Origin of the sequence: Micromonospora sp. NBRC 110038, assembly GCF_020884815.1 — a bacterium.
GTDB lineage: Bacteria > Actinomycetota > Actinomycetes > Mycobacteriales > Micromonosporaceae > Micromonospora > Micromonospora haikouensis.
Window position 1 is genome coordinate 596,615 of record NZ_BBOL01000002.1, and the last position, 11,904, is coordinate 608,518.

Sequence of the window (11,904 nt, forward strand, 5' to 3'; positions counted from 1 at the left end):
CGCCGGCCGGCGACGGCGGGTCAGCCGAACGGCCAGAACCCGGGCCGGCATTTGGCGACCGCCCGAAGAACACGTAGCGTTACCGCAGCGCCGCAACGTGAGCGGCTTTCGCATACCCCCTCACCTGCGAAATGGGCCTCATGCGGGAAGCTTTCCTGATCTCCACGATTACTCTCGGTGGGATCGTCCTGTTCCTCATCGTGGCCGCGTTCGGCTACGGCTTCCTCCGCCCCGAGCGGGTCACCCGGCACGGCGAGCGCCCCGAGTTCCCCCGGTACCGGCCGGTCGCCCCCGACGAGGTGGCCATCATGATCGCCTGCCGGAACGGGGCGGCGACGATCGCCGGGGCGGTGCGGGCCGCCCGCGCCACCGGCGCCCGGGTGTACGTGGTCTCCGACGCCTCCACCGACGCGACCGCGCGGGAGGCCGCCGAGGCCGGGGCCGAGGTGCTGGAGCTCACGGACAACGTCGGCAAGCCCGCCGCCCTGCACGCCGGGTACGTCCGGTTCGGGCTCGGCACCGCGTACCGGGCCGTCGCCATCCTCGACGACGACGTGCTGGTCGCGCCCGACTTCGTCACCGCCGCGCTGGCGCACCTCACCGAGCGGGTGGCGATCGTCGTCGGGCACAACGTCACCTGGTGGCCGCCGGAGCGGCGGTGGAACCCGTGGCTGGCCAAGCGCGCCTACAGCTACTGGAACTACCAGGCAGTCGTACGCCGCATCCAGAGCCACTTCAACGTCATGAACTGCATCTCCGGCTCGAACTCGATCTACCGCACGGAGCTGCTCGACGTGCTGCTGCCGCAGCAGCCGCCGTACATCGTCGACGACACGTACTGGGTGCTGGAGACGCACCGCCGGGGCCTCGGCCGCGTCGTGTACGCCCCCCGCGCCACCGCGCTGCTGCAGGACCCGACGAACGGCCGGGACTGGTACAAGCAGAACCTGCGCTGGCTGTGGGGCACCTTCCAAGGCATCATCGGGCACTCCGTCGGCCGCCGGAACACCCGCTTCGACTACGCGTACGTGCTGCTCATGGCGCACTGGCTGCTCTACGTGCTCGGCGCGCCGCTCACGCTGTGGCTGCTCGCCACCGCCGGGCCCGGCCTCGGCACGGGCCTGCTGCTCCTGCTCGCCGGCCAGGGGCTCTGGGTCGCGCTCGCCGCCTGGCGGCTGCGCCGCCCCCGCCTGCTGCTGTTCCTGCCGACGATCGTGCTGGCCGACCTGCTGTACCGGGTGATCCTGGTGCACGCCCTGGTCAAGGCCATCCGCCAGCCAACGGTGGACCGGTGCGTGTGGGCCTCCCCCACCCGCTTCGCCGTCCCCGCCACGACCGACGCGTGAGGGAGGTGAACATGTCCGCGAGCCAGGATCTGCCGGTGACGGGCGCCTCCACGGCGGCCGTCGGCCTGATCGGCGCACTCGCCCTCGGCATCGGCGCGCTGCTGGTGACGGTGGCCCAGTGGGGCGCCAAGCTCCGCCGCCGAGGCAACTGACCCCCGCCTACCCCGCCCCCGCCCCTCTGGGTGGGGGCGGCGGGCGTGCGGGGCGGGGGTGCGGGTGGCAGGGTGTGCGGATGACGCCACCCGACGCCAAGGCCGACCTGCACCGATACCTGCGCGACGCCCGCGAGGCCCTGCTGTGGAAGCTCGACGGGCTCTCCGAGTACGACATCCGCCGGCCCGTCACCCCGACCGGCACCAACCTGTTGGGGCTGGTCAAGCACCTGGCCGGCGTCGAGTTCGGCTACTTCGGGCCGACGTTCGGCCGGCCGCACGACGAGTCGATGCCCTGGCTCGACTCCGACACCGACCCCAACGCGGACATGTGGGCGACCGCCGACGAGTCCCGCGAGCAACTCGTCGCGCTCTACCGCCGGGCCTGGGCACACGCCGACGCGACGATCGAGGCGCTGCCGCTCGACGCGATCGGCACCGTCCCCTGGTGGCCGGCGGGCAGCAACCGGCTGACCCTGCACGGGGTCCTGGTGCACGTGACCGCCGAGAGCCACCGGCACGCCGGGCACGCGGACATCGTCCGGGAGACGATCGACGGCACCGCCGGGCTGCTGCGGGACATCGACAACCTGCCGTACGCCGACGCGAGCCGGTGGGCCGAGCACCGCGCCCGGGTGCAGCGGGCCGCCGAACAGGCGTCGGACGGGTAAGCACCCTTCGCGCCCGCTCGGGGCGTCCGTTCGGGCGCACCCGGCCGGGGTCCAAGATCGCGCTCGATCAGGGAAAGAGTGGCATCGCTCCGCAGGGAGGCCACTCGATCCCGGATCGAGCACGATCATGCCCGCCCTACCCCGCCCCGTCTCGCCCCGCCCGCCCCGGCTGCGCCTGGCGGCGCCGGAACAGGAGATCTTGGAAGTTTATGGCCCCTCTGAGGGCCGAAATCTTCCAAGATCTCGCCCGGTCAGGGCTTGCGCAGCCAGGTCGCCGGATCGGTGACGAAAACGCCTTTCCCCTGATGCCGGTCGATCACTTCCAGCGCCTCAAGGCGCACGAAGACCAGCCGGATCGTCGACGCACTCACCCTGTGCAGCTCGCACAGCTCGGCGATCGAGGGCAGCTTGTCCCCCGGTTTCAGTCGACCACTCCGGACATCCGACATGATCTCGTTAGCGATCTTGAAGTAATCGGGCAAAGCAGGCATGACACTCCTCGCGTGGCACCTGCGATTCGATCACGCGACAAGTGCGGGAAACAAGCTGAAGACACCAAACAGGTGAAGGTTGCCTTTCGCGACTTCAGTGACTAAGTTTGCCGATGAGCGCTCCTCGCGTGGCAACGAGTAGGGCTCATCCCCCGGTCGGGGCGGGTGTCGGAGTCGGAAGGGACACGCCCGTCCCGGCCGCCTTCCCCGGCGGCGCTGTTGCCGGCTGCCCTTGCGGAGAGGTGGTCCTCATCGTGCGCGTGCTCCTGCGGCTGTTCCGCCGGAACCGGTCGACGGCAACCGGCCGCTCGGCGACAGCCGGGCGACCACCCGACCGCCGCCCACCGGCCCGACACCGCGCCACCACCCGACCCACGGCCAGCCCTCCCACAAGCACCCGAACCACGGCCAGCCAACTCGCGAGCAGCCGCCCAGCGGCGAACCGGCCAACGACCAGCCTCGCCGCCGGCCGGCCCGTTGCCCACCGCGCCGTCAACATGCCCAGCGCCCGCCCCACCGGCCGGGCCGGGCCGCCGGGGCGGCACAACGCGGGCCACCATCACCGGTCGACGGCGTACCGGCCGCTCTGCGCCACGCAGGTGCGGCAGCAGCGGTTCGGCCGCTGCCGCAGCGGGCTGGACCCGGCCGAGGTGGACGGCTACCTGCGCCGGATCGCTGACGAGCTGGCCGCGCTGCACGCCGAGTTGGACCGTACCCGGGAGGAGAACGCGCGGATCAAGGGCGCGCTCCGCGACTGGCAGTCCCGGTTCGGGCCCCGGGTGGTGCGGGGGTGACCGCCGCGACCGGGCGCGAGCGGTACGTCGTACACCTGACCGTCGCCGCCGACGACCTGCCGGCGGCGCGGCTGCTGGCCCGCGCGATCGGCCGGTCGCTGGCGTTCCTGCCGGAGCTGGTGCTCGGCGAGACGACGGTGTCCGAGGAGGGCGCGCCGGACGCGCAGCACCAGGTCTTCTGCGACCGGCGGCTCGGCGGTCGACGCCGCTGCGTGCGCCGCGTCGATCATGCCGGCGGCTGCACGTCGTGACGCGCTCCCGAAGCCGACACGGCTCGGGCCGGTCACCCCTTGTGCGGGGCGACCGGCCCGAGCCGATGCGCGTGCGGTGCGCAGGTGTTAGGAGGGGCCCTTACGGCGCTACGGTGACCGTCACCTCGTTGACGCCGCGCGCGGCCGTCACGGTGGTGTCGCCGTTGCCGTGCCGGGACAGCGCCCGCAGCGTCCAGGTGCCCGGGGCGGCGAAGAACCGGAACTGGCCGGCCGGCGAGGTGACCACCTCGGCGGTGAACTCACCGGTCGAGTCGAGCAGCCGAACGTACGCGCCCGCGACGGCGTCGCCCGCCTCGGACCGGACGGCGCCGGTGATGACGGTCTCCTTCTCCAGGTCCAGGCTGGCCGGCAGCGGGGCGGCCTGGTCGGGCGCGGCGCACCCGGCAGCGGTAGGAGCGGTGGGAGCAGTCATGGCTCAGGCCTCCCCGGGCTCGTCGCCGAGCGCGACCGGCACGCCGACCAGCGAGCCGTACTCGGTCCAGGATCCGTCGTAGTTCTTCACGTTGGCGTGGCCGAGCAGCTCCTGGAGCACGAACCAGGTGTGCGAGGAGCGCTCGCCGATCCGGCAGTAGGCGATGGTCTCCTTGCTGTCGTCCAGGCCCGCCGCGGCGTAGATCTTGCGCAGCTCGTCGTCGGACTTGAAGGTGCCGTCCTCGTTCGCCGCCTTGGACCACGGCACGCTGATCGCGGTGGGGATGTGGCCGGCGCGCTGGGCCTGCTCCTGCGGGAGGTGGGCGGGGGCGAGCAGCCGGCCGGCGAACTCGTCGGGGCTGCGCACGTCGACCAGGTTCTTGGTGCCGATCGCGGCGACGACCTCGTCGCGGAAGGCGCGGATCGAGGTGTCCGGCTCCTGCGCGACGTACTGCGTGGCCGGGCGGGTCACCGCGTCGGTCACCAGCGGGCGGGCGTCCAGCTCCCACTTCTTGCGGCCGCCGTCGAGCAGCTTGACGTCGCGGTGGCCGTAGAGCTTGAAGTACCAGTACGCGTACGCGGCGAACCAGTTGTTGTTGCCGCCGTACAGGACGACGACGTCGTCGTTGGAGATGCCGCGCTCGGAGAGCAGCGCCTCGAACTGGGACTTGTTGACGAAGTCCCGGCGGACCGGGTCCTGCAGGTCGGTGCGCCAGTCGAGCTTGATGGCGCCGGCGATGTGGCCGGTGTCGTAGGCCGAGGTGTCTTCGTCGACCTCGACGAAGACGACGCCCGGGGCGTCGATGTTCTTCTCGGCCCACTCGGCCGAGACGAGTGCGGTGTCGCGACTCATCAGATCACTCCCTGGTGAGGTGGATGGTGAGCCTGCGCGAGTACGAAGTCTGTAGCTGTCGCACCCCGCGCGGGACCCAGAGGAAGGACGGGATCACGGGTTCGTGCGACGGCGCCGCTGCCGGGCGTTCAGGGGGAAGAACCGGGAGGGTACGCAGACCCTGTGGCCGGTGGCCGCCGTCAGGCGGCCGAGGACAGCCCCGCCGTCAGATGACGGGGCGACACAGGCAGGTGGCCACGCGGCACAGGTCGACCGCGCGCCGTTTGGTGAGGAGCGTCCCCATGAGCAGGGACACTACCAGCGATCCCGGATCCCGCCACCGGCCCGACCAGCATCCGGGACGCCCGTCCCGACCGACAGTCGCCGGCCGGGCGCACGCCGTGCGGACGGGCGCGGGCGGTCAGCCGGCCGAGTTGATCGGGACGTCCTTGGCGGCTGCGGTCACCGCCAGGCCCTGCGGCAGCGGCTTGACCTCGCGCACCGCGAGCTGGAACGGCAGGTCGGGCAGGGGGACGTCGATCGAGATGTCCTTGGCGTAGTTGCTCAGCAGGGTGCGGGCCAGCGGGATGTTCGGCAGCCCCTCGGCGTCGACGTCGTTGAAGCGCAGCGAGATCGCGCCCTCCTTGCCGACGGTCACGTCGGCGGTCCCGGTGAGCGTCAGCTTCTGCCCGAGGATGTCGACGGGGGCGGTGACGGCGAGCCGGCCGTCGCGCTCGCCGAGGGTCAGGCCGGGCCGGTTGAGCAGCGCGGCCAGGCTCTCGTACGTGATGGTGCCGGTGCCGTTCACGGTCTCGGCGACCACGTCGCCCTGCTGGGTGCGCAGGGTCTCCAGGGAGGCCCGCACGTTGCGGGCGTCGACGTCGAGTTCGGGCAGGGCCACCGCGTCGCCGTTCACCGAGCCCTGCACGTCGCGCAGCCGGATGGAGATCCGCTCGTACCTGCCGTCGAGCACCTGGGTGAGGAAGGGGAAGCCGCCGACCTCGACCTCCGGCGGCGAGGACTGGGCGCCCTGCTTGGTGATCTCCTGGCTGACCTGGTCGGTGATGGCCCGTTCGGCCACCCCGGCGGCGACCCGGTCGGCGGCGACCAGCAGCCCGCCCAGGATCAGCAGCAGGACCAGCAGCGTGATGAGCACCTTGCGCCCGCGTCGCCGGGGACGTTCCTCGTACGCCGGGTGGGCCGTCGCCACGCCGCCTCCTTCTGTCGTGCCGGCGCACCCCTGGCACCGGTGCCGCCCGAGCGGCGCCCCGGAGAGTACCCGAAGCGGGAAAGCCCCAACCGCCTGTCGCGCCGCGCGGTCCGACCAGCCGGCCGCCCCTCGGACGGTCGGAGGAGCGGCCGGAGAGCGGCCCGAGGACCGGTCAGAGGAACAGCACGCACATGGCGTACGCCGCCGGGGCGGCCAGGGCGAAGCCGCCGAGCGGGCCCTGCATGTGCCGGGCGACCCACATGGTCGGCGGCTCGCCGGCCATCAGGCGCCCCGCCTCCGCGTATCCGACGGCGAGGTCGGCGAGCACGGCGGTGGCGGCGGTGACCAGGCCGATCACCGCTCCGCTGGTCGGGGTGAAGCCGACCAGGAAGCTGCCGAGGACCGCGCTGGCGAGGGTGCCGACCATCGCGCCGATCACGACGCCGGCCGCGCCCCGGGGCACCTGCGGGGCGAGCCGAGGCCAGGGCAGCACCGCGTCGGTGATCCGGGCCACGGTCAGCGCGACGCCGGTGGCGGTGAGGCAGACGGTGATCGCCTGAGTGCCCGCCGGAATCCGGCTGAGCACGATCAGCGTGGCGAACGCGACCACGCCGACGACGATCAGCAGCGTGGTGCCGAGCGAGTCGGTGACCCGGACGCGGTCGACCCGGCGGACCAGTTGACCGAGCACGCCGAGCAGGAAGCCCCCGGCCGCGAGGTAGCCCAGCGGGGCGAGGCCGGCGACGTCGGACCGCACGGCGGCGGTGTCGGCGGCGGCGGCCACCACGGCGCTGGTGAGCGCCACCAGCAGCAGGGCGGGCGGGCGCATGGCCATCGTCCAGGCCAGGACGAAGATCAGTTGTACGCCGAAGATGATGAGCGCGAACGGCAGCCGGTGCCCGGGACCGGCGGTCTGCGCGCCGAGCACCAGGCCGACGCCGAGCAGCGCGGCGAACCCGGCGACGGTCAGGGCGAGCGGCCGGCGTATTTCGACCGGCTCGATCTCCTCCTCGTCCAGCTCTTCGACGGCCTCGTCGTCGGGACGCCGGGCGGGTTCGCCGCCCCGGCGCAGCCGGCGGGGCCGCCCACGGCGTGCCGGAGGGGCGTCGTCGTCGACGTCCGGGCCGGTGCGCGGGGCCGGTGGGTGCGCACGACCGGCCGGCCCAGGGTGGGCCTCGTCGGCCCACGGGTCCCGGCCGGCCTCGGAGGAGGTCGAGGGAAACACGCCCTGATCGTGCCAGACCGGGGTGTCGGATCGGTGGCCACGGTTTCCGCGACGTTAAAACCTGCGGCGCGATCGTGGGCAAGGCCGACAAACGGGAAACGACCTGGAGGCACGGACGGAGCGATCGGTTACGCTCAAGCCGTTACCCGCCCGTCAGCGACGCCGGGACCCACGCAAGTTCTCAGCGCACCCCGCCTCAGGGTGCTGCTGGTCGCGCGCGGCCTTGAGGGCCGCCGGGACGGAGGTGATCGTGTGGAGATCCTGCTGCTGGTGACTGCGCGCGCAGGTGAACCATCGGTGGTGCTGCCGGCGCTCGACCTGCTGCCACACTCGGTGCGCACCGCGCCCCGCGACGTCCGCACGCTGGTTGCCGGCCCGAGCCCGGACGCCGTCCTCGTGGACGCGCGTTCGGAGCTGAGCGAGGCCCGGGCGACCTGCCGGATGTTGCACGCCACCGGGCTCGGTGTGCCGCTGGTCGCGGTGGTCACCGAGGCCGGGCTGATCGCGCTGAACGCGGACTGGGGCGTCGACGACGTCATCCTCGCCAGCGCCGGTCCGGCCGAGGTGGAGGCGCGGCTGCGGCTTGCGGTCGGCCGGTTGAGCAACGCCACGTCCGGGGCGGGCGGCTCGATCCGGGCCGGCGAGCTGAGCATCGACCCCGACACGTACGCCGCGAAGCTCAAGGGCCGGCCGCTCGACCTGACGTACAAGGAGTTCGAGCTGTTGAAGTTCCTGGCCCAGCACCCGGGCCGGGTCTTCACCCGGGACCAGCTGCTGCGCGAGGTCTGGGGCTACGACTACTTCGGCGGCACCCGCACCGTGGACGTGCACGTGCGGCGGCTGCGGGCGAAGCTCGGCTCGGAGTACGAGTCGATGATCGGCACCGTGCGGCAGGTCGGCTACAAGTTCGTCGTGCCGCCGTCGCGGTCGCTGCCCGAGTCGGAGCACGCCCCGATTCCGGTCTGACCGCCCGATCCCGCTTCTGCCCGGCCCTGTCCCCGACTGACCCGCCCGGTGCCAGCCCGAGCCACGTGATTGCCGGTTTGCCCCTTTTGCACCACTAGCCAGTTTTATCCTGACTGGCGAAGTGGCCGAGGAAAGGGGCGACGGTGCGTGCGATGACCACGGGGGCGACGAGGGGCCGGCCCCCGCAACCGAGCGGCGGCGATCACTGATGCGCGTCGACGCGACCGGGCGGTTCGTGGCGCTCGCCACCCTCGTGGTGGTCTCCCTGCTCGGCTCCGCGTACGCGCTGGGCCGCAGCATGGTGCCCGGCCCGACCCGGCAGGCCACCGGGATCACGGCGAGCGCGGACGACCCGAGCTTCGCCGACCAGCCGGCGCAGACCGGCCCCGGCCGGGGCGGGGCGCCGCCCTCCTCCGCCGACGGTCCCGCCGCGCCCACCGAGGCCGGTCAGGACGGCGGGACCGCGCAGTCACCGGAGAGCGGGGGCGACGGCCTGTTCGGCGCCCGGGTCACCACCGGGTCGGCGCAGGTGGCGCTGACCTTCGACGACGGGCCGGACCCGCAGTACACGCCGCAGGTCCTGGCGCTGCTGCGGGAGTACGGCGTCACGGCCACGTTCTGCGTGGTCGGCGAGAACGCGCAGAGCCACCCCGACCTGATCCAGGCGATCGTGGCCGACGGCCACACCCTGTGCAACCACTCCTGGCACCACGACGAGCTGCTCGGCAAGCGGTCGACCGACGTCATCCGGGCCGACCTGCTGCGCACCAACGCGGCGATCCGGGCCGCCGTGCCGGACGCCGAGATCGCCTACTACCGCCAGCCGGGCGGCGCGTGGACGTACCCGGTGGTGTCGGTGGCCGAGGAGCTGGGGCTGGTCCCCCTGCACTGGACCGTCGACCCGTCGGACTGGAAGGCCCCGGGGGCGACCCGGATCGCCCACGACGTCTCCGCCGAGGCACAGCCGGGCTCGATCGTGCTGCTGCACGACGCCGGCGGCAACCGGCAGGGCACGGTGGACGCGCTGCGCAGCCTCCTGCCGGACCTGGCCGCCCGGTTCCGGCTGGAGGCCCTGCCGACGGGCGCCACCTGAGCCGACGGCCGGCGCCCGGGCCTACCCCCGCGGAACTCGCCCAGGCCCACGCCGAACGCGACGACGCCTGCCGGCCCCGCCCGGCCGGCGGCCCCGCTACCGTTGGTCGGATGAGCAGCGCCGAGCCGACGACCGACCGGGTGACCCGGGCCGACCTGCTGACGCCGGGCGAGGTGGCCGAGGTGCTGGCCCTGGCCCGCGCGGCGGGCGACGCCGACGGGGCCGACCCGTTCGACGAGCACACGCTGCTGCGGCTGCGCGACCCGCACGCCCCGGCCGTGCACCTCACGGCCCGCGCGCCGGACGGCGCCCTGACCGGGTACGCCCACCTGGACACCACCGATCCGGCCGGGGGCGTCGGCGTGGAGCTGGCCGTGCACCCCGCGCACCGGCGGCGGGGCACCGGCCGGGCGCTGGCCCGGGAGGCCCTCGCCGCCGCCACCGGGCCGGTACGCGCGTGGGCGCACGGCGACCACCCGTCCGCCGCCGCGCTGGGCGTCGACCTCGGCCTCACCCGGGCCCGGGTGCTCTGGCAGCTGCGCCGGCCGTTGGCCGACCCGCCGCCCGAGCCGCGCCTGCCCGACGGGGTGGTGCTGCGCGCGTTCGTGCCGGGGCGGGACGACGCGGACTGGCTCGCGCTCAACGCCCGGGCCTTCGCCAGCCACCCCGAGCAGGGTCGCTGGACGGCGGACGACCTGCGGGTACGCCTCGCCGAGCCGTGGTTCGATCCGGCCGGTTTCCTGCTCGCCGTCGCCGCGGACACCGGCCGGCTGCTCGGCTTCCACTGGACCAAGGTGCACTCCCGGCCCGGCGCGGCCGGCATCGGCGAGGTCTACGTGCTCGGGGTCGACCCGGCCGCGCACGGCGGTGGGCTCGGCAAGGCGCTCACCTCGGCCGGGCTGGCGTACCTGCGCCGCCGGGGGCTGGACCGAGTGATGCTCTACGTGGACGAGTCGAACACCGGGGCGGTCGCCCTCTACGAGCGGGCCGGCTTCGCCCGCTGGTCCGCGCACGTCAACTACCACCTCGGCTGACGCTCCACCCTCCTCGCTCCGCGCGTCACGGCGATGTCACACCACGGCATCGGCGCGATAACGGCTGCCCGGATATATCGCATTAATAGCGATAGTCGGCCGCGAGTTCACGAAATGGACAACCCTTCCTCAGCCCACGGCCACCCGCCCGGCCGCACCTGTTCACTCCTCGTTCACTTGCGACCGGCGATCCGGCTACCTGGCCCTCCTAACTTTCAGTTCAGCCGGGTCACGCCGGCCCTCCCCCGGGCCACCCAGCCGGGAACGGCCCGTCCAGACGTGAAGGGAAACCCCTCAGGTGAAGCTCCAGCGGCACGGCACTATCGCCTGCCTCGCTCTTACTGCGGTGCTCGGTCTCAGTGCATGCGGCTCGGACAACAACGAGCCCGCCAGCGGCGCCTCCGCGTCCGGCTCGACCGCCGCGGCCGACTGCGCCACCGGCACCCTGAACGCGCAGGGCTCGTCGGCCCAGAAGAACGCCATGGCCGAGTGGATCAAGGCGTACCAGCAGAAGTGCGCCGGCAGCACGATCAACTACGAGCCGTCCGGCTCGGGCGCGGGCATCCAGGCGTTCATCGCCGGCACCGCCGACTTCGCCGGCTCCGACTCGGCCCTCAAGCCCGAGGAGCAGCCGCAGGCCGACGCCAAGTGCACCGGCGGCCAGGCCATCCACCTGCCGATGGTGATCGGCCCGGTCGCCGTCGCCTACAACGTCAGCGGCGTGGACAACCTCCAGCTCAAGCCGGCCACCCTCGCGAAGATCTTCGCGGGCAAGGTCACCAAGTGGGACGACCCGGCGATCAAGGCCGACAACCCGGACGCCAAGCTGCCGTCGACCACCATCCAGACGGTGCACCGCTCCGACGAGTCCGGCACCACCGACAACTTCACCAAGTTCCTGGCCAAGACCTCGGCCGCGGACTGGACCTTCGAGAACGCCAAGGCGTGGAAGGCCCCGGGCGGCACCGGCGCCAAGGGCTCGGACGGCGTGGCCAGCCGGGTCAAGGGCGCCGACGGCTCGATCGGCTACATGGAGTGGTCGTTCGCGGAGAACGCCGGCCTGAAGATGGCCAAGATCGGTAACGGCGCGGGCGAGTTCGCCGAGCTGACCGCCGAGTCGGCCGGTAAGACCATCGCCGGCGCCACGGTCGAGGGCACGGGCGACGACCTGAAGATGTCGGTCGACTACAGCACCAAGGAGGCCGGGGCGTACCCGATCGTCCTGGTGACCTACGAGATCGTCTGCAGCAAGGGCCTCGCGGCCGACAAGCTGCCGCTGATCAAGGGCTTCCTGGCCCACGCCGCCAGCACCGAGGGCCAGTCGGCCCTGACCGAGCTGGGCTACGCCCCGCTGCCGGACTCGGTCCGCACCAAGGTCGAGGCCGCGGTCAAGAACCTCTCCTGACC

Annotated in this window: 14 protein-coding genes and 1 pseudogene; 9 read left to right on the forward strand and 6 right to left on the reverse strand. The window is 73.0% G+C overall.

Annotated elements, in window-relative coordinates; all coding sequences use genetic code 11:
* The first annotated feature begins 140 nt into the window (after nt 1-140).
* The 3 genes from LPU61_RS10400 (at nt 141) to LPU61_RS10410 (ending at nt 2,169) form a co-directional block, all read left to right on the forward strand.
* The gene (locus LPU61_RS10400) at nt 141-1,346 is read left to right on the forward strand and encodes a glycosyltransferase family 2 protein (RefSeq protein ID WP_043966457.1); all 1,206 of its coding nucleotides are present in this window, start codon (nt 141-143) and stop codon (nt 1,344-1,346) included.
* A gap of 11 nt (nt 1,347-1,357) precedes the next feature.
* Nucleotides 1,358-1,498 (forward strand): hypothetical protein, encoded by a 141-nt coding sequence (locus LPU61_RS10405; protein ID WP_176734426.1) that lies wholly within the window; start codon nt 1,358-1,360, stop codon nt 1,496-1,498.
* Between the two features lie 80 nt (nt 1,499-1,578).
* Complete coding sequence (locus LPU61_RS10410) at nt 1,579-2,169, forward strand: DinB family protein (protein ID WP_229404790.1); 591 nt, start codon at nt 1,579-1,581, stop codon at nt 2,167-2,169.
* Between the two features lie 251 nt (nt 2,170-2,420).
* Here LPU61_RS10410 and LPU61_RS10415 read toward each other — a convergent pair whose 3' ends face one another.
* Nucleotides 2,421-2,660, reverse strand: coding sequence for a winged helix-turn-helix domain-containing protein (locus LPU61_RS10415; RefSeq protein WP_043965223.1), 240 nt, complete (start codon nt 2,658-2,660; stop codon nt 2,421-2,423).
* Between the two features lie 497 nt (nt 2,661-3,157).
* On the opposite strand from LPU61_RS10415, the gene LPU61_RS10420 reads away from it, so the two are divergent.
* Together LPU61_RS10420 and LPU61_RS10425 are read left to right on the forward strand one after the other, a co-directional pair.
* On the forward strand, nt 3,158-3,454 hold the full coding sequence (locus LPU61_RS10420) for a DivIVA domain-containing protein (RefSeq protein ID WP_229404791.1): 297 nt from the start codon (nt 3,158-3,160) through the stop codon (nt 3,452-3,454).
* Nucleotides 3,451-3,699, forward strand: a pseudogene (locus tag LPU61_RS10425) (hypothetical protein); the annotation flags it as partial. The gene LPU61_RS10420 and the pseudogene LPU61_RS10425, both read left to right, overlap by 4 nt.
* A 106-nt stretch (nt 3,700-3,805) precedes the next feature.
* Here LPU61_RS10425 and LPU61_RS10430 read toward each other — a convergent pair.
* The 5 genes from LPU61_RS10430 to LPU61_RS10445 form a co-directional block, all read right to left on the reverse strand.
* Nucleotides 3,806-4,138, reverse strand: coding sequence for a DUF1416 domain-containing protein (locus tag LPU61_RS10430; protein ID WP_043965217.1), 333 nt, complete (start codon nt 4,136-4,138; stop codon nt 3,806-3,808).
* Between the two features lie 3 nt (nt 4,139-4,141).
* Nucleotides 4,142-4,990, reverse strand: coding sequence for a sulfurtransferase (locus LPU61_RS10435; RefSeq protein ID WP_043965215.1), 849 nt, complete (start codon nt 4,988-4,990; stop codon nt 4,142-4,144).
* A 205-nt stretch (nt 4,991-5,195) separates the two neighbouring features.
* Nucleotides 5,196-5,273 (reverse strand): Ms5788A family Cys-rich leader peptide, encoded by a 78-nt coding sequence (locus tag LPU61_RS31850; protein WP_311202345.1) that lies wholly within the window; start codon nt 5,271-5,273, stop codon nt 5,196-5,198.
* A 117-nt stretch (nt 5,274-5,390) separates the two neighbouring features.
* Nucleotides 5,391-6,179 (reverse strand): DUF2993 domain-containing protein, encoded by a 789-nt coding sequence (locus LPU61_RS10440; protein WP_229404792.1) that lies wholly within the window; start codon nt 6,177-6,179, stop codon nt 5,391-5,393.
* Nucleotides 6,180-6,351: 172 nt separating this feature from the next.
* A complete protein-coding gene (locus LPU61_RS10445) occupies nt 6,352-7,404 on the reverse strand; it encodes a hypothetical protein (protein ID WP_077938148.1) in 1,053 nt (350 codons plus the stop codon).
* Between the two features lie 252 nt (nt 7,405-7,656).
* Here LPU61_RS10445 and LPU61_RS10450 point away from each other — a divergent pair, with 252 nt between their 5' ends.
* The 4 genes from LPU61_RS10450 to pstS all read left to right on the forward strand — a co-directional run bounded on the left by LPU61_RS10450 (nt 7,657) and on the right by pstS (nt 11,902).
* Nucleotides 7,657-8,370 (forward strand): response regulator transcription factor, encoded by a 714-nt coding sequence (locus tag LPU61_RS10450; protein WP_043965210.1) that lies wholly within the window; start codon nt 7,657-7,659, stop codon nt 8,368-8,370.
* 208 nt (nt 8,371-8,578) lie between these two features.
* Nucleotides 8,579-9,463 carry a polysaccharide deacetylase family protein gene (locus LPU61_RS10455; protein WP_229404793.1) on the forward strand — a complete coding sequence of 295 codons (885 nt, stop codon included), beginning with the start codon at nt 8,579-8,581 and terminating at the stop codon, nt 9,461-9,463.
* Between the two features lie 110 nt (nt 9,464-9,573).
* A complete protein-coding gene (gene mshD, locus LPU61_RS10460; protein ID WP_229404794.1) occupies nt 9,574-10,497 on the forward strand; it encodes a mycothiol synthase in 924 nt (307 codons plus the stop codon).
* 298 nt (nt 10,498-10,795) lie between these two features.
* The gene (gene pstS / locus LPU61_RS10465; protein ID WP_229404795.1) at nt 10,796-11,902 is read left to right on the forward strand and encodes a phosphate ABC transporter substrate-binding protein PstS; all 1,107 of its coding nucleotides are present in this window, start codon (nt 10,796-10,798) and stop codon (nt 11,900-11,902) included.
* The last annotated feature ends 2 nt before the right edge of the window (nt 11,903-11,904 follow it).